Raw genomic sequence first — 20,527 nt, 5'->3', positions numbered from 1 at the left:
CCCTGCTCCCCAAGCGCTGAGACGAGTCAGATCTGACTGTTGCCCCCTGGCCCACGTCCCCCCTTCGAGTTCAACACGCAGAACTTGACAGGGAACGCGCGATCCTTGCTCACCGCAGCCAGGTCGAGAGCCAGCGCCCTCTGCCAGCCCTTCTGTCCGGCCTCACCGCCGACGCCCGGCACCGGATCCTCGCCACCGAGTGGTTCACGCGCATGGACACCACACCCGCGCCCGGGCCGCAAGGGGATCTGACGCCCTGACTCCCTCTGTTGTCCGACAACGCCGACACCCACCCCCTTCACCAACCCTCAAGGAGCACCCGTTGACAGCACACCCGTCGACCACACCGCTGTGGGACGTGATCGGCCGGCTCGCCGCCCTCTTCACCGGCCTGGACTCAGAACGCGGAATGACCCCAGAGCAGCAGTGGACTCTGCAGGTCCTCAAGCTCACCGAGGAGGTCGGCGAGTCCGCGCAGGCCGTGGTGGGCGCATGGGGCACCAACCCCCGGAAAGGACAAAGCCACACGTGGCGACACGTTCAGGAAGAGGTAGCCGACACCGCGATCACCAGCCTGGTCACGCTGCATCGGATGCTCGGCGACGAGGCACCCACGTTCCTGGCCGACGTGCTCGCCCAAAAGTCCGGGAAGTTCCTCCCCCAGAACAGTCACATCGAGGAGGTGTGAGCCATGGCGACATTGCGGCTGGCTGTCGCGCGCAGAGCACCGTGCCGGAGGACCCCACAGACCGCGGCGCGCTGCGGGAGGCTGGGCAGGAGATACGGGCCCTGGGCGATGCCTCGCAGTGCGGCGACAGGGACGTCCCGGCGAAGGTAATCGTGAGCGCAAAGGACGCACATGCGCACCGCCCGCGGTGTGTTCAGTGATGCGGAGACGCCAGCGGCGCTGGCGGATCGATGGCGCGCGCATGGCCTGGTCGAACGGCCCAGTTCACTGCTGAGGCGCCTGCGAGCAAGAGCACCGGGGTGATGAAAGTGAGCAGAGTGGTCATGTGCGGGTACTCCTGCCTGCACTGATACGGAACGGACTCACACCCCAGCGAACTGGCCGTGCGACTGGGGACTTTGAGGTTGCTGCGGTTGGCGAGGAGTCTGGCCGGGAGTCGGGTTGTAGCGGAGTGCCGACTGAGCCGCTTGCGTGTACTGCTGTGCGGCAATGCCGAGCATGGCTTCAGTCGACAGTTGCGGCGTGTGGGCTGCCTTGGTGACCACGGTGTTGGCCTGCTCCGTCGATCGCCGCAGAGTGACTGTGACCAGTTGCTGCGCCATCACCCGGGGATCCTGCGGGCTTCCATCCGTGGGTGGGGCGATCCGCGGGGCGTCCGCGTAGGCGGCGGAGGCGATCTGGACCATCAGGTCGCCGTTCAGAGCTTGCGCGTTGCTGCTCGTCAGGTGCGCCTCTTGGACCAAGAGCAGCGGGTGCCAGGGGGTGGGGTGACGCTGCATGGCCTCGAAGAGGGCTCGGTGTTCGGAGACGGTGAAATCTTCACCGCGCAGCGCCCGGTACTGCTCGGTTCGCATGAAGTCCGGGTTCTGAAGTGCCGCGTCGATGATCGCGCGTTCTCGTACAGGGGTGGCATAGGCCGTCTCAGGCTGGGTCACACGAACTCGTGTGCTCTGAGGAGACGTTGGCGCTGCGGCGCCGTTGACGCGCTCCCGTAGCCGCTGAAGTGCAGCCACGGAGCGTGCCAGGGTGGCGAGGAGTCCTTGGCCTACGGGACCTGCGGCACGGATCTCGGCGTTGGTCTGTTCACCAAGCTGGGCGACGTAGTTCCGGATATGGGGGTCAAGGACGAGTTCCCGGGCGTGCCGGCCGATCTGGTCGGGAGGGAATTGCTGTGCCAGGGAGGGGTTCTGGGCCTGGAGGAGGAGGTGCTCAGCGCGCTCCTGGAAGGTGGGGTCGCTAAGAGCCTGTGCCGCGGCAGGGTCAGTGGGTGCTCGCTGCGCCAGGATGGCCTGCATGTTGTCGACCGCTAGGCGGGTGAGGGTGAAGACCCTTTCGTCGCCGACGAGGTATGGATCACGTGCGGCTTCGGAATGGATGACCGCGCCGGGGCCCGTGACGAGGGCCTGCCAGGCTAGGTCGAGGAACTGGTCGTCGAAGTCCTCGCCCTGTAGCCAGTATGGGGAGGCTGTCGGGTCCTGGGGCTGGTAGCGGAAGGCCTCGGCGTTGCGCGGGTCGTTGAGTACGGCGCCCACGATCGACAGGGCACCCCATGCCTGGATGTCGGCTTGGACGTCTCCGGGGGAGGGCGGGGCCTGGGCCAGGGGTTCCTGGCGGGGGCTGGCGTTCCAGACCTCGACTGCGTGCTCGTAGGCGGTAGATGGGTGCCCGTGTTGTGGAGCTTGGAGGTGGTTGATGTACTCCCACAGCCCGCCTCGTCCTTCCCAGGCGTTCCGGTCTGCGATGAGCCTTTGTGCGGCTTGGTCGCCTTGCGCTGCCCGCGCCTGGTACAGGTTCCAGAGTCCGTGGTAAAGCTCTACTGTCGGAGGTTTGGCGAGGTATCCGTTGGGTGCTTGCAGCGCTGCGTTGCGGAGTACCTCGTACATGTCTCCGAGCAAGGGGGTGCGGAAGTCTGTTGGCTGTAGCCAGGGGTGGCTAGGGGCTGCCGGGTTGGTCAATCCCCAGTGCACGAAGCTGGGGTCCTGCAAGAGCGCGTTGATCACGAGGGCTTCATGCCGTGAGACGTCTGGGGCGTTCATCACGACTCTCCGGCGGCTTGGTCCGTGGTGACGTTCGAGGTCGGGTTGGGTTCGCTGTGGGTCGCCGGCACCCCTGCGGCGTGCGCGGCGCGCCAACGGTCGGCCTGAGCGTCGATGAGGGCGCTGCCAGCCTCGTCTAGGGCGTACCACTGCCCTTCGTCGGGCCGCCACCAGCGACTCGCGTACCGGATGGGGGCGCCGGTGAAGTCCGCCAGGACGTGTGCCTTGCCCTTCGCGGTCAGTTCCCGCATGGCCACGTCGGGGATGGGGGCGGCGACGATGCGCTGCAGGGCAGCTGCTTGGAGACGCTGTGCTGGTGTTGGCGGATTCGCAGTGTGCTCGGACACCATGCCCCCTGGTGATCGCGGAGTGGCCAGGAGCCACGCTGAGCGAGTGGGGAGCACGGGGACAAGGGCTATTTGGATCGAGAGTCTGCGCTTCCCGTGAGGCGGGCGGGGTCTTGCTGCCTCTCCCGTGGAGTGGGCACGGCAGCGCCCCCGGACGCCGGCGAGGCGGCCGGTCTAAGCCGCCTTCTTCTGTGGTCGGTCTAGGGGGTGCTTCCCGTGAGGCGGGCAGCTTTTCTCGATGACGTTGCGCCTGGCGGGAGCCGTGGACCTTTTCACAGGGCAGGGGAGACAACTGGGTGTGGAGTTCCCAGGCTGGGTGGAGATGCGCCGTGTGATCGGTGCGCACCGTTCGATGTCCCGAGGAGTGCCGACCTGATGAGCCAGCCCCATGCCGCCCCAGTCTTCCCCTCGCCGGACTACGCGGTGCTGGGGCTCTCCCCCACGGACGAGGTGAAGGCTCAGTGGGTGACAGCGGACGCCGCGGATGCCCTGACACAGGTGTTGGACTGTGAGCGCGCAGGTCTTCGAGGCCTCGTGCTGGAGTTGGACGAGGATGGCGCTGTGCCTCTTGAAGCCCGCGAGGTCACGGCGCGAGCGCTGGCGGGATCGCCGGGTGGTGGCGCCCTTCATGGGGCAACGGGTGCGCCGGATCCTTATGCGGAGGCCGGGAGATGGCTGGCAAGCGTCTTGAGTACGACGGCAGCCTCGACTCTGGAAGCCGCTCCTGCCTCGTGGGACGCAGCCGCGGCAAAGTGGGCCTCCTACTTCCCGGGGCTTCCGTCCTCTGAGGTTCGGACTCTCGCAGGGCTCACCGATGACGTTGGCTGGGAGAGGTTCTGTACCACGGGTGCAGAGCTCATCGACCTCCTGCGGCATATGGACAGCTTCGGCTCGGATTCCAGTACAAGCCCGGCTGGCGGAGAGCGCCCGCTCTCGTACTACATGAATGGGTTTCAGCGTCTCCGCGCGGCGTGCGACGTGGCCCCTGAGCTGAGGCAGGCTGCTGAGTTCTTCTTGTTGCAGGCGGTACGCAGCAGTCAGGAAGCGGCGGAGGTTGCCGGCTTCGTCGGGGCCGCGAGTGAGGACATGCACGCCTGGGCGCAGGACCGGTTCGGTGGAGATGCGGAGGCGGTGGCGGCGGCACAGGCGCGTGCGGCTAGGTGGCGGGCAGGTCGACAGTTGAGCGCGGCCGACCAGCGCAGGGCGGCGAAATGGCAGGATCAGCACCCGAGCGCGCGGCGAGAGCGGCACCTGTTCGGCACCTGGTCTGCGCAATGCGGCCGCGGGGGCCCTGTCGGCAGCGAGCGCCAGGCAGCAGGGCAAGTGGAGCGAGAGAGCACGGAGGCTCAGCGCCAGGCCCGATTTGCGTTGTGGGCATATCTCGCTGAGTACGAGGTCGAACTGACGGCCCCCTGTCCCGTGCGCCGCGGCCCGGGCCGGGACCAGTGGCTCCGGCACCGTGAGGAGGTAGAGCGGCTGGCCCTTGCGGCCTACCCTTCCGTGGAACGTGCAGCCGTTGATCTCGAGAACGTTCTGAGCCGGGTGGGCACGGCTCTGGAGTCAGGCGAGGAAGGGTTCGCGGAATTCGCCAGCGAATGGCGGGCCCTGCAGCAGGCGTGGGGGGCCTTGCGCGGTTTGCTCCCGGGGAGCCCATCTGAGTCGGCCAGTCCTAGCCTTGGCTGGGGGCGGTGGCAGCCGTCCGTTCCGAGGCTGTATCGCCTCACCGTCGATCGCGGTGAGCTAGAAGACGGCGTGACCAGTGGGCCCTTGGCCGCCGCCCTCTGGTGGCTGCGCAGGGATCGGCCAGGAAGTCGGGTCACGTTGTCGTGCTCGAACGCGCTCGGCCGGTGGCAGATGCTCAGCATTCGCTTGCTGCTGCGGCGTATCTCCTTCGCGGCGTTGAGCACCCAGGATCGCGCTGAGTTGGATGGTGCGCTCGCCGTCTGGCTCCTGGCAGAAGGAGAGATTTCCGGGGACAGAACCGACTGGCACCACATGGGCCGGCGATGGACCGAAGTGTTGTCCGACGCCTCGCCGCGCGTGTCCGTCCTCACCCGGGTTCGGGCTCTTGGCAACGGCAAGGCGGGGGACGTGGCCACCCTCCAGCAGAGCGCGTCCCTGGCAGGCGCCTGCGAAGGATCCCTGTCCCATCCCGGCGAAACCGCGACTGTGGGCGGCGGGACCGCGGCCTTCGCTGATCGGCCTTCCGAGGTTTCCCATACGGTTCTGTTGGAGTCCGCTCAGGCTGGAGACGCGTGCTACCTCCACGCCGCCCTGCGCGAGAGTAGTCGCACTGTCGTCGCCGTGATCCGACCTTCGGGTGAAGGCGTGATACTCGCGGACAGCAACACGGTGGACACCTCCCGGCTCTTCGCTGCGGTGGTGGAGCGGGTGTCCGGAAGTCCAGAAGCTCAGCGAACCCAGGTGGAGCGGCAGGTTGTGGCCGACGAGACAGCAGCGTTTGCGTTGCGGACGGGACGGGCCGAGCAGGCCCCGTGGGTGTCCTACCTGCATGACATCGAGGAGGAATACGAGAGCGGCCAGGCCACCCTGGCTCAGTACAGCGAGGCAGCCGAGCAGGCGTGGCACCAACTCATTCAGTTGATCTCACGTGGGCAGCAGTCCGACGAACGTGGTGCGCTGGACCGCTGGTACGAGGTGGGCTCGTCCACAGATCTCTCCGGTCCAGGAGAGGTCCACCTCGGCCTGGCTGACGCACTGTGTGCTTGGGCCCAGCGGGACCGCCCTGACGAGCGCTTCGTCATTATGGCGGGCGAGATTGGCGTTCCTGGCCGCCGTATCCTGCACCTGCCCGAAGTGCCGGTAGCCGATCTCATCGACCCCGGCCAGCAAGGCACCAGCGCCTGTGACTCCCTGGTGGTGGCGGCGTTGGCCTCCTGGGTCCACCAACAGGCGCGGTCGACTGCACTCGGCGTGCTGGAAGAAAATGACTCGATCGCCTGGATGCGTGCCGGGTGGGCTTGGGGCCTGGTGTTTCGCGCGCCTATGCCCGAAAGGGTGGTTGACGAGCTCAGGGGCCTTGGACTCCCGGGCGAGACGGTGCAAGCGGCGGCGCGGACGGTCGCCACTGCTGTGGCACAGCTGCAGGTCGAGACCTCAGCGGCGGATAGCCGCAGCGGCTGGCTTCTCCTGACTGCCGCAGCAGCAACATGGGACGAAGCGGTAGGCCCCTCCCGTGCCTACCTGGACAGGCTGCTGCCTGTGGACCTGGTCGCTCAGAAGAACGACAACCTCGACCAGCGCGACCCCTTCTGGGTCGTCGCGCGGCGCATCGGATTCATCGCACAGCACTCAGGGGCGCCGGCCCTTGGCGCCGCATATCGAGCAGTTGCCAGATTCGGGGAAGGAGCCACGGACCTGACGGAACTGCCCGCGATGCCATCGAGGATGCTGGCGCGGGCCATTGAAGTGCAGAGGCGGACGCCCCACGAAGCCGACCGTGCCTTCCAGGCTGCCGAGGCTCTTTCCCAGGCTGCTGCACTGTTGACGCTGTACGTCAATGGGGGATACCCCGAGCAGGCCATAACCGAGCTGCGGCAGTCCGTCCGTGAAGCCCGCGGCTCGCTCTCGGCTCTGTGTCGGCAACAGGCAGCCAGCCTCGTTGACGACCGTGGCCCACTCGTGTCCACGACTACCGGGACGTCGTCGGCCCCTAGAGAGGACGGGGACGGCTCTGCTGGAGGCTAGCCGACTGCTGGGCAGCAGGCGGGGTGTCAGCAACGCAGCAAGAAGGGCACCAGAGCCGAACGGTGAGGTCGGGAAGCCTGCGAGCGTTGCCGGAGGTAGCGTCTTCCGTCACTTCAACACGCAGTGACTCCCGACAATCGGCGCACCTTACCCAGTTCGGATCCTGCTGCAGCGCCTTCGCCACTCGTGCACCCAGCTCATCTGCGCTCCCCCCGCCCATGCTCCGACAGTACGTGCTGCCCATGACGGTGGCATTTTTCTTTCCGGGCAGCCGAAGCTCTCATCGATGGCTCAGGTCCGACATGGGGTCGGGAGGTGTGCTGATAAGGGCTGAGGAACACCGGCCGAGCAAGGTTGCGAGCTGTGCTTCAGCTGATCGACGGTGCGCGCCGCCTCACCTTCGCCTTCGCCAGCCAGTGCGGTCCGTCACTCACCTCCGCCTCACCGCCTTGAATGGCAGCCCGCACTCTGTAAGGATCTGTAGCACGAACGTAAGGAATGCTTACAACTCTGGAGGTGCAACGTGGATCCGCAGCGCATGGGAGTGGACGCGGCGCGGGCCTCGTTCAAGGACGTGGTGGACCGGGCGATCGCGGGGACCCCCACAGTCATCGGTGACGCCGCTGTCCTGTCCTCCCTCAAAGGGCTCGGACCTGATCTGGAGCATGCTCTCCCGGCGTTCACCCGGACGCCCATCACCCAGGCACGGGCCGTGTTCGGTGACCTCGTCCGCCAGGCGAGCGCCGGTACACCGCAGGTGCTCACTCGGCACGGCACCCCCGTGGCCATCTTGATCGCGCACGCGGCCGTGAACCGGACCTCCCCCTCGGAGCTGGTCTCGATCAGCGATGCCCTGACTTCGACCGGCCCTCTCCCGGTTTCGTTCGGTCTGCCGTCCTTGGACTCAGCTACCAACGGCCTTCTGGGGGCTCAGCTGATCGTGGTCGCTGCGGCGCCGCACGTCGGCGGCACGCTGCTCCCCATGGCCGCGGCCCGAACCACCGCCATGGCCTCGGGACACGCTGTGCTGTATGCAGCGTCGGGACTGACCCGCACGGAGATCACCCCTCGCCTCATCGCGGGGGAGGCTGGCATCCCCTACCAGGGCTTGCGGGCTGGGCAACTGTCCTCCTCGCAACAGACGCTCGTTCAGGTCGCGACCAAGAAGCTCGCCGCCGCGCAGCTGTCGATCTTCGACCGCCCAGGCCTGTCCGCCGAGGACATTCGCCATGCGGCTGCCTCGCTGGAGGGCGTCGGCCTGGTGGTCGTCGACCGGCTGCAGCACGCGGCGAAGGACGGCGTGCCCCTGTCCGGCCCGCGCTTGGCGAGCGAGGGACACACCCTGTCGCGACTCGCGGCCGACCTTGGGGTGCCGGTGATCGCAGCGCTGGACACCGATGACAGTGCAGCCATCCGCGCCCTGGATCCCGCGCTGGCACTAATTGTCAGCCGCAGCGACCACAATGCCCGCATCGACGTGGTCGACCGCGATCTTGGGCAGCTCGGTTCGGTCATCCTGACCCCGGATTTGGGCAACGCACGCTTCCTCGACCCTGCTGCCGAGAACGGCGACGTACCCAGTGCGCCGTCCGCTGCACCCTCTGCACCTCCAGCACCCACGAATGCTCAGCGGGAGGTACAGCAGCCGGCGCCAAGCCGCCGTGCTTCCCGCGGGCCCGCACCGGCCATCCAGCCCGCGACATCCGGAAACCCAGACGACCCGAATCTCGTCGAACTCCTGACGAAGGCCAGGGAGCGATGCAAACCGGAGGATGTCGAGCTTCTCAAGGCCTTCACCCTGCGAACCGAGGAGCGGTTCGCCGAGGCTGGCGGCGACCTGGAAGCGCTGCCCAAGGTGTTGGCGGACCACGCCATTGAAGACGTCGTCGACCTGTTCAACCTTTCCCGCGTCAGCGCGCGCTATGAGCACACGGCGATGCCCCCGACTCCGCCGTTCTTGAAGGCCAAGGGTCCGAAGGAGCCGGACGAGACCTGGGAGGGTCGTCACAAGTGGGTCAACGCGCGGGTTATCGACGGGGTTCGGTCCGGTGCCGTCTCTGGCCTGCCTGTCACGGTTTTGGATATGAACGCGGCCTATCTGAACGCCTTCAATACCTGGCTCCCGACTGGAAAGTTGGAGCATGACCGGAACGGCGGATTCCAGAAGGGCAGAGCTGGCATCTATCTCACGGAGCAGCCGGAGTGGCACCACCCGGATCTGCCGAACCCTATCGGGCATCGTGAAGAGCCCGGGCCGCTGCTTCTGAACACCGCCACCGTGAAGCTGCTCATCAACTGCCATGAGAAGAAGCTCTGCGATGCGCCGCGGATCTCCGAGTCGTGGACCTCTGGAGCAACGGAATACCTGCTGGCCAAACTGCGCCGGTCCTTGGACGCTCTCCGCCTCGCCGCCTACGAGCTGGATCAGCCGCTCATCAGCATCTACCTCAAGGACATGTACGCCAAGTTCGCCTCGACCATGGGCAACTCACGTTACAACCGTGAGCTGTTTCGCCCGGACTGGATGCACACCGTTCGTTCCCAGGCATTCGCTGCGCTCTGGCTGCGTGGATACAAGCTGCACCAAGGCGGTCTCACGCTAGTTCAGATGATGGGCACCGACGAGATCCACGTCGCCGGGAACCGCGACTGGCGCGAGATCATTCCCCAAGGCCGCAGGCTCAATGAGATGAAAGACAAGCCCGAGGAGGGCTATGTCTTCGACACCGACAAGGCCCAGTACCTCAGTTAGGGAGCTGACCGATGGCAGACACTGGATGGCAGCGCTTCGGGCTTTACGGGGCCGACGGTATGCCGCAGAACGTACACGGAGGCCTCGCTCTGGCCCGCTCCCTGGAGGAATTGGTCCTGCGGTTCCTGCGAGACAGAGGTATCAAGTCCCCCGTCGCCTCCACGCGGGGCCTTAACGGCCGCCTCAAGTACCTGGCAACGCACGAGGGTGGCATGAGGGCGTTGCGTCAGGCAGGTGTGGCCGTCACGGATGGCACCATCCGCCGCTGGTTCAATCGCGTTCAGCGGCCCGGCGCGGCCAACCGGGAGCTCGTAGACTCCGCTTACTGGACCCTGCGCGGCCACAACATGATGCGCAATCTGGGCTGGCTGAAGAGGCACTTGGACAACAAGGGACGCGGAATCACCCTGGAGATCTACCCAGTAGACCAGGCTACGGTGCGGAACAAATACCGCCGCGACCTCAACGTCCGTACCAAGAGAGCCCGTCGAGAGTGGCCGGCCTTCATCGACGCGTTCCAGGACGGCAACGAAACGGAGCTGGAAGCACGCTGGGAGGCTTTCATCCGCGACATCGACTCCGACTGGGCGGCGTACACCTATGTGTCCCACGTCGGTCTCATCGGGGCCTGATGTGCAACCCCTCCGATGATGTACTGCCATCGTACCGAGCCTCCGAAAGCGCTATAGTCCGCCAGCAAACTGGGCTGAACCGGATCAGGCGACGGCTGGTTCTCGGTTTCCACCCTCACAGCAGCCCCGTGCTCGCTACTGTTAGGGACCTGGTGCGGCGCGCCCCCCGTCGCGCCGCACCAACCCCATCACTGGCTCAATGCTGCCGCGACAAGTACTGTCGGGGTTTCCTGCGACTCCCAGCCCACCGGCGATCCGTGCGAATAGCGCAAGGTGGCCCCCAGGTACCTCTCGCTGGAGTCACGACGCCTCCTTTTCCTTCGTCTCGTCTGTCCCTCCCGCACCCTCGCTGGTCGGGGTGACAGGACCGTAGTAGACGCTTCGCCCCTGAGTCGTCCGCTCCAGCTTGCTCCGTGCGACGAGCGCTTCGAGAGCCTCACGGGTGGCCGCGACGCTTGAGGTGAACTCGGGATGGCGCTGGGTGAGTTCCTTCGTGACCTCGGCGCTCGAGCGCGGCTGGCCGACCTCTGCGAAGTAGTCCAGGATCAGCTTTCGTCGGCTCGGCCCCGGCTCAGCCTGATTCTCGGCGGTCTTCTTAGCTGCCGCCTTCTTCGCCGTCGTCTTCTTCGCCGTCGTCTTCTTCGCCGTCGTCTTCTTCGCTGTGGCCTTCTTCGCCGTTGTCTTCGCCGCGGCCTTCTGGGCGGGCGCCTGCAGGGCGCCTTGCTCGCCGGCAGGGGCGGCGGACGTTTTCCTGTGCTCGCCGGGCGTCGCCGTATGGGCTTCCATCTGTTCCGAGCTCTGCGCACCCTCTTCCTGCAGCACCTCGGCACCTGGCTGGGACGGCGAGCCGCCCTCGCCCGAGGAGATCACCGCCTTCACCTTCCTCAGCAGTTCGAGGTCGCGCTCCACCTGCGCCAGGCGCACAACCAGCGCCGTGTGCTCCTTCTCGAGAGCCGCCAGGTCTTCTTCGACCTTGGACGTGTACTGGGTGTAGAGGGTGGCGCTCTCCGTCGGTTCAGACACCTGCTGTCTCCATTCGTCCGAGTGGTGTTGATCCGGGATGCTACTCACCGCAGTCACCTGCGCACCGCTTACCGCGACAATCCAACACCCACGAGCACCAGGAAGTCGGCACACTGACATGGCGATTGGATGCCATCGCTGCAGGCATTGGAAATCGCCCTCGTGTACACCCCCTCATTTCGGAGCAACCGGCCATCCTGAGCAGCCAGATGTCGTAGGCTCGCGGACCTCGTCTCGGCGTCCCTCGGAGCACGTCGGCGCTGTGTGGGCGCCGTCCTACTCCCTGGCCCTGCCCTGCTTAGCCTTGTCGCGGTGGCGCACGCACAGAGTTGTCGCCGCCAGATGGCAGGATCTGGGGTGATTCAGTCGTTACGCCGCACGGCGGTAGAACAAGGAAAACGGAGAGAAAGAATGAATCGCACCGAGTTGGTGGCCGCGTTGGCCGAGCGCGCCGAGGTGACCCGCAAGGACGCCGACGCCGTTCTGACCGCGCTCGCCGTCACTGTCGGCGAGGTCGTCGCCAGGGGGGACGAAAAGGTCACCATCCCCGGCTTCCTCTCCTTCGAGCGCACGCATCGTGCCTCCCGCACCGCCCGCAACCCGCAGACCGGTTCCCCGATCGAGATCCCGGCTGGCTACAGCGTGAAGGTCTCCGCGGGCTCCAAGCTCAAGGAAGCGGCCAAGGGGAAGTAGGACCAAGCGCACTCTGGCGCTGCTCACCTGCGACCCGAGGATGCGTTCCCCTCCCCGGCTGAAGCCGGGGTGTGACGAGGGGCCTCCAACAAGATCAGGGATGGCTGGTTCAGTTGCGGGGCCTTACGGCGGCATGGGTCTTGGCGACCCATGCCGTGCAGCCGGCCGCTAGACCGGAGGCTGAACGGCTGCGCAGGCGGAGATGAACCCAGTTGGCCGTCTCACTCAGCTGGGTTCCGCTGTCGAGGTAGTGCAGGTGTCCGACGACTGGGCACATCGTGCCTGGGCCGGAGCGGACAGTGACGTAGTCACGGATGACGTACCAGGTATCGCTCGTGAGCGGAGCCGAGACGGGGCTCAAGGTGGCGGCTGCGGAGGAAGCAGTCGCTGTGCGCACGAGGCGGAGGTGGGACACGAGCAGCCTCCAGAGTTGGGGGGTGACCGGGAGAGCAAGGACACCAAGGGGTCTACAGGCTCGCGTTCCGTTCGCTTCGCGGCACCGGCGCGCCCGTGTGACGGGCCGCGCGCTCTGTCGCGTCCCGCTCGGCGGTGTTCCGTAGGGAGTAGCCAGCCCGCAGCGCCGGAAGGTGTCGAGTGCTGCGTCGGCACCTGGAGCGAGGTAGACGCGAAGCTCGTCGGGGCGTCTGGAATGCGGCGTGTAGGTGGCCAAAACGCAGTAGGTCTGCCGCTGTTGGTGCCGGTGGAGCATGGGCACGTCAGGGTCTGCTGTTAGTCTCCAGGGCGCTGGAGATCACAGAGACGTGCGGGTCGGCAGGGGGCGCAGTGGTGTTGCGTAGGCATGGCATGACGGGGGCTGCCGTCGGAATGGTGCTGGCCGCGAGCCTGCTGTCCGCATGCAGCGATGCCAGGGAGTCGAGCGGGAAGCCGGGGCAGCCGGAACGGTCCGAGCAGGACGCTTTGGCGAAGCTGGCTCTTCCGTCAGGCTACGACGCCAGGCGCGGATGGGACGCGGTACTCCCCTGGCTGCCGCCGAAGGTGGCATCGATTCCGGTCGCCCCCGTCAAGTCTGATGGTGTGGCAATTCTTCAGGCGGCCTCCGGCGGGTATTCGGTCCGCGTTCACGAGGCCTCCACCGGCGCCATCCGCTGGTCGGGCAAGCCTTGGACTCCCCCTGCCGAGTTGTCGGGAGCGGAGGGGGATGGCGGTGAGGCTGCTGAGATCCCGGATGTGACCGCGGTGACGGCAGGAGGACGCGAGTACGTCGTGGCGTGGGCGCACGGCATGCAGGGCAAGGACCAGCTACACAACGGTCGTGAGGTCGTCGTCTTGGTTGCCTATCCCGCAGACAGCAAGGGCCAGGAGGTCACGCCGGCACGCGAGATCTCCGTTCCCGTCAGCGCCCGTCCCGGGCAGGTGCATGTGAGCGGAGCAGAAGGATCTCTGCTCGTCTCGTGGGGCGGCGACGGCCTCTACGGCACTTCGGCTGCCAAAGTAGACGTCTCGACGGGGACCGTTTCGTCCTTTGGGAAGGCCGACGCCCTCCTTCCGCAGTGCGCCGATACCACGGGCTGCTCTGGCAGCACAGTGCTGTCGGCTACCTCGCAGGGTCCGGTGGTCGCGATGGGCAGCGGCGGGTTCGGTGTTCCTGGCGGCTGGCTGAGCAGCAGCGTGACGCCAGATGGAGTCTCCGCCAAGTCGGGCTTCCTGGGGGCTTTGAACGGGCGGGCCTATGGTGTGTCGGGTACCGACCTCCTCGCTTCATGGCGCACTGGCAAGTACGGCGATTCGACCCCGGTATGGACGGTGCACGACACGGCGGACGGACGGATCAAGGCGCAGATGGCATGTGCCGCGAACGAGTCGCAAGGATCGGCTGGGAACTCCTACGCGGTGGTGTCCTCTCCCAACGGGCGCTACCTGGCGGCCGGGCCGGTTGCCTTCGATATGGAGACGAAGAAGGGCGTGTGCCTGCAGGGCGACGGTAACCGCAAGACGATCAACGTCGCTTCGATCAACGATGCCGGCGTCGCATACGGGGCCGTCGAAGCAGCGGATGCCTCGGATCCGTCCGATCCCGTCCTCGCCGAGATCGTGCTGAAGACCGGCGCCTCGTCAGTACTCAAGATTGGCACCGAGGTTCCGATCACCCACGCGGGGGACAGCGGCCTGATTGTCCGCCGAGATGGGGCGGACCAGGTGCAGGTGTGCCTCCGCCGCATGCGTTAGTTCGCTTCGGTGGCGACGATCGCATAGGGTCGTCGGAGTGGTCAGGGGCCCCCGGCGTCGCACCAGACGCCCGGGGTCCAGTCTGCTCATAGGGCCTGTCCGGACCCCTGCGCCTCTTCGCGGAGAGCTCTGCGCAGATGGGATCCGTAGAGATGACCGCGCCGGTCGAGAAGAGCCGCGCAGTGCAGCAGCAGCTGCCAATGACGGTCAAGGAGTGCCTGGGCCCAGGTGGCCGCCTTTTCGATCTGGTCAGCGCTGGTGGCTGTCGCCCAGACGGCGGCCCTGCTGTGCCGTGCCGCGACTTGGGTGACGAGGTTCCGTCGCGGGGTCCACAGTCCCTGCTCTCGGAGCCACCGTTCCTGTGCCATCGCCCCAGCCTGGAGCAGGGTGAGGTAGGCGTGCGGGGTTTGCCAGCGCACCTCGGTGAAGGCGTCGAAGCTGGTGCCATCGGGGGCGGTTCCCGGCTCGAGGGCACACTCGATGACGCGCGCCTGACCCGTGGCCACTGCGGTGAGTGCGTGGCCGACTTCGCGAATGGCGGTGTAGCGGCGGAAGAGCGCATCGGGGAGGTCGACGGCTTGGGCAAGGGAGGTCATCGTGAGTCTCGCTTACGGGCCGGAAGGATGTGGGTCCAAGGGCGTCGTGAGGAGCGCCTCGCCCGGTCTGCACGGCGCTTACGGCGGGCTGTGGCTGCCACGCGGGCCGCTAGCCGTTCGCGCTGGGCTCGGCGCAGGCGTTCGGCGTGGTCTGCCCGGATGAGTTCCTCGGGGAGGACATGCATGGACAAGGTTTCCTCGGATTCTTGGTGCTGCCGGCGTCGGGGTCCAGTGCGCAAAGCCAGTCTGTGGAGCACGCCTTGTAGGTGTGGTCGGTGGCTCTTGTGACGGGAAGGCTGAGCTGGACTGGCCCGTGTGGCGAGCAGATCTGCTGTTGCCGCTCCCGCTGTGCGGGCCCGGCAATGGCTTTATTCACGAGTCGTGACGGCGGTTGTACACGGGTTTGGGAGGCACCCAGATCCACGGTCGGGTGATGTTCACGAGTTTTGTCAGCACCGAGGTACTTGCCAGGACAGCATCGGGGTGTTCCCGGTGAAAGGTCCTGGTCATGCCGCCGATGTCGAAGGTCGAGCTGTACGCGGCGATCCGGCGGGACCACCGGGCCGGCCTGGCGATGCGGGAGTTGGAGCGCAAGTACAACGTCGCCTGGCGGACGGTGCGCAAGGCCCTGGACTCGGCCTGGCCGGAGCCGCGCAAGCCGCTGCCGCCGCGGCCGTCGGCGTTGGATCCGTACAAGGCGGTGATCGACGGGATCCTGAGGGCGGACCTGGACGCGCCGCGCAAGCAGCGGCACACGGTGACTCGGATCTTCCACCGGCTGGTCGAAGAACACGGCGCCGACGTGTCGTATCCGATGGTCAGGCGCTATGTCGCCGACCGGAAGCCGCAGATCGCGGTGGAGGCGGGCAAGGCGCCCATCGAGGCGTTCGTCCCGCAGACCCACCCACCGGGCATGGAGGCGGAAGTCGACTTCGGCGACGTGGCGGTGCGGCTCGCCGGCGAGCTGGTGACCTGCTACCTGTTCTCCTTCCGCCTGTCGTATTCGGGCAAGGCCGTCCACCGGGTCTTCGCCTCTGCCGGCCAGGAAGCCTTCTTCGAAGGCCACGTGCACGCGCTGCGGGTGCTGGGTGGGGTCCCGCGGGGCCGGGTCCGTTACGACAACCTCAAGGCCGCCGTCGCCCAGGTGCTGGGGCTGAGCCGGGCGAGGGTGGAAACCGACCGATGGATCGCTTTCCGGTCGCACTTCGGCATCGAGAGCTTCTACTGCCGTCCGGGCATCGACGGCGCCCATGAGAAGGGCGGGGTCGAGGGGCAGATCGGCTACTTCCGCCGCAACCACTTCACCCCGGTGCCGGAGGTTTCCTCGCTGGCGGAGCTGAACGAGATGGTCGAGCAGTGGGACCTGCACGACGGCCGGCGCCGGATCGGCTCGCGGCCGCGGACCATCGACGAGTACTTCGCCATCGAACAGCCGCTGCTGCTGCCCCTGCCGGATGAGCCGTTTGAGACCGGGCGGGTGTTCACTCCCAGGGTCGACCGCTACAGCCAGATCACCGTCCGCACCAACCGCTACTCGGTGCCCGTCCGCTTGATCGGCAAGCGGGTCCGCGTCGTGCTGCACGCCTCTCACCTGGTGGTTTACGACCAGCATGTGGAAGTCGCCCGGCATGAGCGGCTGATCGCCAAGGCCAGCTGCCGCCTGGAGCTGGACCACTACCTCGAAGCCCTGATCCGCAAGCCGGGCGCCTTCCCCGGCGCCACCGCTCTCGAACAGGCCCGCTCGGCAGGCAAGTTCACCCCCGTCCACGACGCGTGGTGGGACCAGGCCCGCAAGGTCCACGGCGAGCGGGACGGCACCCGGGCCCTGATCGAGGTGCTTCTGCTGGGCCGGCACATCCCGCACGAGCACCTCGTCGCCGGGCTGGCCACGGCCCTGCGGGCCGGGGCCCTGACCTCGGACGCGGTCGCGCTGGAGGCCCGCAAGGCCGCCCAAGCCGAGGACGAACCGCCCGTCACCGGTCCGGGACAGACACCGGGAAACGTGACCTTTCTGCACGAGTGGCGTCTTGCCCATCTGCCGCCGGACACCAGGCCGCTGCCCTCGGTGACCCCCTATGACCAGTTGCTCCGACGTCGTCGCGCCAGCGACGGCGCCCACCGAGAGGGAGAAGCCCAGTGACCCTGCCCCGCCAGCGAGGCTTGACCGAACAGGCCGCCGACGCCGCCATCGACACCGCCTGCCGCATGCTGCGGCTTCCGTCGATCCGCAACGAGTTCTCCGACATCGCCGACCGGGCGGTGAAGGACCAGATGACCTACCGCGGCTTCCTCGCCGAACTTCTGATGGCCGAGTGCGACGACCGGGCCCGCCGCCGCTCCGAGAGGCGGATCAAGGCAGCCGGCTTCCCCAGGGAGAAGTCCCTGCGGACCTTCGACTACAACGCCAACCCCAACATCGACCCCGCCACCATCCACACCCTCGCCTCCTGCGAATGGATCAAGAAAAGTCAGCCGCTCTGCCTGATCGGTGACTCCGGCACCGGCAAGTCCCACATGCTCATCGCCCTCGGGACGGAGGCCGCGATGAAGGGCTACCGCGTCCGCTACACGCTGGCGACAAAGCTGGTCAACGAGCTGGTCGAGGCCGCCGACGAGAAGCAGCTGAACAAGACCATCGCCCGCTACGGCCGCGTCGACCTGCTCTGCATCGACGAACTCGGCTACATGGAACTCGACCGCCACGGCGCCGAACTACTCTTCCAGGTGCTGACCGAGCGCGAGGAGAAGAACAGCGTCGCCATCGCCTCCAACGAGTCCTTCGGCGGCTGGACGAAGACGTTCACTGACCCCCGGCTCTGCGCGGCCATCGTGGACCGCCTGACCTTCAACGGCACGATCATCGAGACTGGCACCGACTCCTTCCGGCTCGCCTCCACTCGGGCCCGGGCCGAAGCACCAGCCAAGGCCGTCTGACAGCTGCCTCTCAACCCGCCACCCTTCGCAGGTGGCGGGGCGCTGACCAGCCGGTTGTCACTGGCCGAGGGCACCGTTCTGTTCCAAGCCGTCCATGAACTGCTCGTGCACCCTCAGCTCACGCCCTCTGCCTGGGCTCGTCAGAACGATGGTCTTCGCCTCCGCGAGCGACGTGGGACCCGCCCCCAGCAGTTCACGCGTGATCACCACGGCATCAAGCACCTCGACCCGGCGCTCACTCAGCAGCCGCTGCACGGCAGCCATCCCGCCGTCCCCGGCCAACAGCGGTCGGCACTCGTCGACGAGCGCTTCAAGGCGGGCCGTCCTCTCCGGGCTCCATCCTCTGATCGCCATCGCGCGTTCCTTCCCTCGCGGATCCGAACTCCTCCCCGATCATCCCGGACGCTCGGACATCAGACCGCCTTCATTTCTCGTGAACATCAGCGAGCCAGTGGATCACCAACTGCCTCCCAGACTGCTGAACAAACGCTGCCGCTTGAAGTGAACGAAGCCACGGCAAGAACTCCCGGGGGCCGTGTACAAACGCGGCAGGGATGTCCGAGGACGGGGCGGCGCCCGGGGGGCGGGCTTCTGCTGGCCTTCGCTTGACCGTCAGGCCGGACCGGCCTGGGTGTCGGCCCGTCGTGCGGGAGGCGGGCGTCGGTGGGCTTGGGTGATCAGCACCCTGGACGGAAGCGACGCCTAATGCGAGGGCCGGGCGCGAGGCTGAGCAGGAGACGTGATGCACACCGAGTCGCTCTTGACCGCTGGGTGAGCGGCGCCCCGATGAGCCGGCACACGGAGCCGGCCTCGTAAGGTCGGCAGAAACCATGCTTGGACAGCGGCACAGGGGCCGTTGACGCAGAAGGGAAGCACCCACCGTGGCAGAGCGTGACGCCGACATCGACATCGACTTCGACGGAGCCGCTGCTACCCGCGGCGAGATCCTTCAGACCCTGCAAGGCCAACTCGATGAGGATGTCCTCCAGGCCCTGGAGCAGCCAGGAACGCCCGACTGGCTGCTCGCCCAACCGTTCCAGGTCGTGGAAGAACTGCGGGAGCTCCAGGGCCCGGCGAATGGTGCCGGCGGCGCACAGTCCCCTCGCTGGGCCACGCACGCCCCCGGCCATGACGGTACGCAAGAGGACCTGGTCGACCTGTACCGGCAGGTCCTGATGCACGGTTCGACGGACGACCAGCGAGCGGTGCTCGCGGCCGAGCAGCTTGTCGCTCTGTGGAGGGAAATCCGCGCTGGCGTACCGGCAGCGATCGCGCACGTCTGGGAACAGCGCTTCCCTGAACTCGACCCGATGCGGTGGTGAGGCAGTGTGATCTGGGACCTCGAGCGCGCGGCACGCGATGCCGACATCGCCTTGGCGGCGCTTGACCAGACCGGTATCCCGTTTCAGGTCGGCGGTGACGTCGCTCTGGCCCGGCACCTGGCTCTCCAGCGCCAGGCCAGAGAGATCTCGCTGACTACCCCGGTGACGCACAGCACGGACCGGTCCCGCGACGTGGTGCAAGGCGCGTTCGAACATCTGGGGTACAGGGTCCGTGTCGAGCAGAACCGAGGGCAGCAAGGCCCCTTTCGGGCCATGACATACCTACCTCCCGATGACACCCCGGGCACAGCTGACGCGCTCGCGGTTCGTCTCACCATCTCGGTGAAACCCCAGTACAACGCCCCCGTTGAACTTGACGGGCTGCGTGTCAGCTCAATGACGACCTTGTCCGTCCAGACTCTGCAGGCGGTCCAGTCTCGGCTGGATCCCCGCGACTTCATCGACTTGGCCGCGCAGGAGCAGTACTGGGGACGACAGGCCTTCGCCAAGCTGACCGATCAGGTCCTGCGGCGAGCCGTGCAGGATCAGTCGCCGCGCTTGAGCCCTGTTGAACCCTACCTGCGGCTTCACCGATCGCTGCTATACATCCGGCACGTTCCCAATATCCAGTTCGCAAGGCTGAACGTGGACGAAGGGCAGGTGGAGCAGATCCGGACGACGATCAGGGCCATGGCCGAGCGAGTCCTGGTCAGTCTTCCGCGGCCGCGCCCGGAACCGGGTGCTGCGGATGTCGCTCTCGACAGGCTCAGGGCGCTTTCACCAGGGCAGAGGACGGCGTTGCCCTCCCGGATGGCCGAGCCGGAGGCACGGGCCGCACTCGCAGGCCGGCACCCTTCAGCGGTTCCCCCACCTCCGCCGCTCCCTCCGCCGCCTGTGCAGCCGGTACGGCCGGCCGCCCCCGACAGCCAGCGTGTGCACCAACAGGGCGCACCGCCACAGCACCCGCGCCAGACCCGATGACCACGGTGCCCTTCGCCTCGGCCGACTACTCCTGGTCAACGCATTCCTGTGTCTACGTGGCCGCCAGATACGGGGAGGCGATCCGGAGCGCCCCGAACATATGATCTCGGTGCCCGATCATCCATCCTTCTGCTGAATACGCAGTACGGGGCCAGCCGGGCCGACCGGCCCGACCGGGCCGAGGACACGAGAGCGTGAGGGGAATGCTCATGACCACCATTCCGGTTCGGGGACTGCCTCAGCGGGCTGCTGTGAGGCCGACGCGACGGCCTGCCGTCCCGCGCCCCCGCTATGAAGGCCTTTTCCTGGAACCGTTCTACACCGTCGAGTTGGGCTTCCTCGATGAGGCCGACAGTGTGGCGGACCAGGCGCCTGCCAGAGTGCGGTCACGATCTCGTCGATAGCTGCGGTGCCAGCACGGTCAACAGTCGTAGGCAGTCGAGATCTTCCGAGACGCCGGGTCGGCGGGCTCGAGATGGGCAATGCCTCCGTTGACGCCTTGTCCAGCCGCAAGGGGGGCCTCCGTCCTGGATTGGCTGATGGTCATACGGTTGCATTCGCGGCCCGAAGCAGGGCTGCATGCCTGGACGAAGCCCGCATCGCCAGCGGCGCCGTGCTGGGCTGGTCT

General features: G+C 67.0%; 15 protein-coding genes. 10 read left to right on the top strand and 5 right to left on the bottom strand.

The genetic code is table 11. The features are described from left to right. Nucleotides 1-322 precede the first annotated feature (322 nt). Nucleotides 323-688 (top strand): MazG-like family protein, encoded by a 366-nt coding sequence (locus ACFYOJ_RS25065; protein WP_356557481.1) that lies wholly within the window; start codon nucleotides 323-325, stop codon nucleotides 686-688. A gap of 362 nt (nucleotides 689-1,050) precedes the next feature. Here the strand turns inward: ACFYOJ_RS25065 and ACFYOJ_RS25060 are convergent, their stop codons facing one another. Both ACFYOJ_RS25060 and ACFYOJ_RS25055 read right to left on the bottom strand, forming a co-directional pair. Further along, nucleotides 1,051-2,688 (bottom strand): hypothetical protein, encoded by a 1,638-nt coding sequence (locus ACFYOJ_RS25060; RefSeq protein ID WP_356557480.1) that lies wholly within the window; start codon nucleotides 2,686-2,688, stop codon nucleotides 1,051-1,053. 35 nt (nucleotides 2,689-2,723) lie between these two features. After that, complete coding sequence (locus ACFYOJ_RS25055; RefSeq protein WP_356557479.1) at nucleotides 2,724-3,071, bottom strand: hypothetical protein; 348 nt, start codon at nucleotides 3,069-3,071, stop codon at nucleotides 2,724-2,726. An 876-nt stretch (nucleotides 3,072-3,947) separates the two neighbouring features. Here ACFYOJ_RS25055 and ACFYOJ_RS25050 point away from each other — a divergent pair. The 3 genes from ACFYOJ_RS25050 (at nucleotide 3,948) to ACFYOJ_RS25040 (ending at nucleotide 10,163) form a co-directional block, all read left to right on the top strand. Beyond that, complete coding sequence (locus ACFYOJ_RS25050; RefSeq protein ID WP_356557478.1) at nucleotides 3,948-6,779, top strand: hypothetical protein; 2,832 nt, start codon at nucleotides 3,948-3,950, stop codon at nucleotides 6,777-6,779. Nucleotides 6,780-7,302: 523 nt separating this feature from the next. Continuing rightward, nucleotides 7,303-9,531: a type II toxin-antitoxin system prevent-host-death family antitoxin gene (locus ACFYOJ_RS25045; protein ID WP_356557477.1), complete on the top strand. Its 2,229-nt coding sequence runs from the start codon at nucleotides 7,303-7,305 to the stop codon at nucleotides 9,529-9,531. Between the two features lie 11 nt (nucleotides 9,532-9,542). Beyond that, entirely contained in the window at nucleotides 9,543-10,163 is a 621-nt protein-coding gene (locus ACFYOJ_RS25040; RefSeq protein ID WP_356557476.1) for a hypothetical protein, read from the top strand. A gap of 300 nt (nucleotides 10,164-10,463) precedes the next feature. Here the strand turns inward: ACFYOJ_RS25040 and ACFYOJ_RS25035 are convergent, their stop codons facing one another. After that, a complete protein-coding gene (locus tag ACFYOJ_RS25035) occupies nucleotides 10,464-11,186 on the bottom strand; it encodes a hypothetical protein (protein ID WP_356557475.1) in 723 nt (240 codons plus the stop codon). Nucleotides 11,187-11,597: 411 nt separating this feature from the next. Between ACFYOJ_RS25035 and ACFYOJ_RS25030 the strand changes: the two genes are divergently transcribed. Next, complete coding sequence (locus ACFYOJ_RS25030) at nucleotides 11,598-11,879, top strand: HU family DNA-binding protein (RefSeq protein ID WP_356557474.1); 282 nt, start codon at nucleotides 11,598-11,600, stop codon at nucleotides 11,877-11,879. 804 nt (nucleotides 11,880-12,683) lie between these two features. After that, nucleotides 12,684-14,066, top strand: coding sequence for a hypothetical protein (locus tag ACFYOJ_RS25025; protein WP_356557473.1), 1,383 nt, complete (start codon nucleotides 12,684-12,686; stop codon nucleotides 14,064-14,066). 86 nt (nucleotides 14,067-14,152) lie between these two features. Here the strand turns inward: ACFYOJ_RS25025 and ACFYOJ_RS25020 are convergent, their stop codons facing one another. Next, entirely contained in the window at nucleotides 14,153-14,662 is a 510-nt protein-coding gene (locus ACFYOJ_RS25020; protein WP_356557472.1) for a hypothetical protein, read from the bottom strand. 517 nt (nucleotides 14,663-15,179) lie between these two features. Here ACFYOJ_RS25020 and istA point away from each other — a divergent pair. Next, a complete protein-coding gene (istA, locus tag ACFYOJ_RS25015) occupies nucleotides 15,180-16,802 on the top strand; it encodes an IS21 family transposase (protein ID WP_356557482.1) in 1,623 nt (540 codons plus the stop codon). Then, a complete protein-coding gene (istB, locus tag ACFYOJ_RS25010) occupies nucleotides 16,799-17,596 on the top strand; it encodes an IS21-like element helper ATPase IstB (RefSeq protein ID WP_356557471.1) in 798 nt (265 codons plus the stop codon). Before istA ends, istB begins: the two co-directional genes overlap by 4 nt. A gap of 57 nt (nucleotides 17,597-17,653) precedes the next feature. Here istB and ACFYOJ_RS25005 read toward each other — a convergent pair whose 3' ends face one another. Beyond that, on the bottom strand, nucleotides 17,654-17,950 hold the full coding sequence (locus tag ACFYOJ_RS25005; RefSeq protein ID WP_355933343.1) for a hypothetical protein: 297 nt from the start codon (nucleotides 17,948-17,950) through the stop codon (nucleotides 17,654-17,656). Nucleotides 17,951-18,477: 527 nt separating this feature from the next. Between ACFYOJ_RS25005 and ACFYOJ_RS25000 the strand changes: the two genes are divergently transcribed. Together ACFYOJ_RS25000 and ACFYOJ_RS24995 are read left to right on the top strand one after the other, a co-directional pair. Continuing rightward, nucleotides 18,478-18,918: a hypothetical protein gene (locus tag ACFYOJ_RS25000; RefSeq protein ID WP_356557470.1), complete on the top strand. Its 441-nt coding sequence runs from the start codon at nucleotides 18,478-18,480 to the stop codon at nucleotides 18,916-18,918. A 6-nt stretch (nucleotides 18,919-18,924) separates the two neighbouring features. Beyond that, on the top strand, nucleotides 18,925-19,899 hold the full coding sequence (locus tag ACFYOJ_RS24995; RefSeq protein WP_356557469.1) for a hypothetical protein: 975 nt from the start codon (nucleotides 18,925-18,927) through the stop codon (nucleotides 19,897-19,899). The last annotated feature ends 628 nt before the right edge of the window (nucleotides 19,900-20,527 follow it).

This window comes from Streptomyces sp. NPDC006384, from assembly GCF_042870695.1.
Classification (GTDB): Bacteria; Actinomycetota; Actinomycetes; order Streptomycetales; family Streptomycetaceae; genus Streptomyces.
Note: the sequence above shows the minus strand (reverse complement) of the source record. Positions and strands in the feature narration are given on the sequence as shown.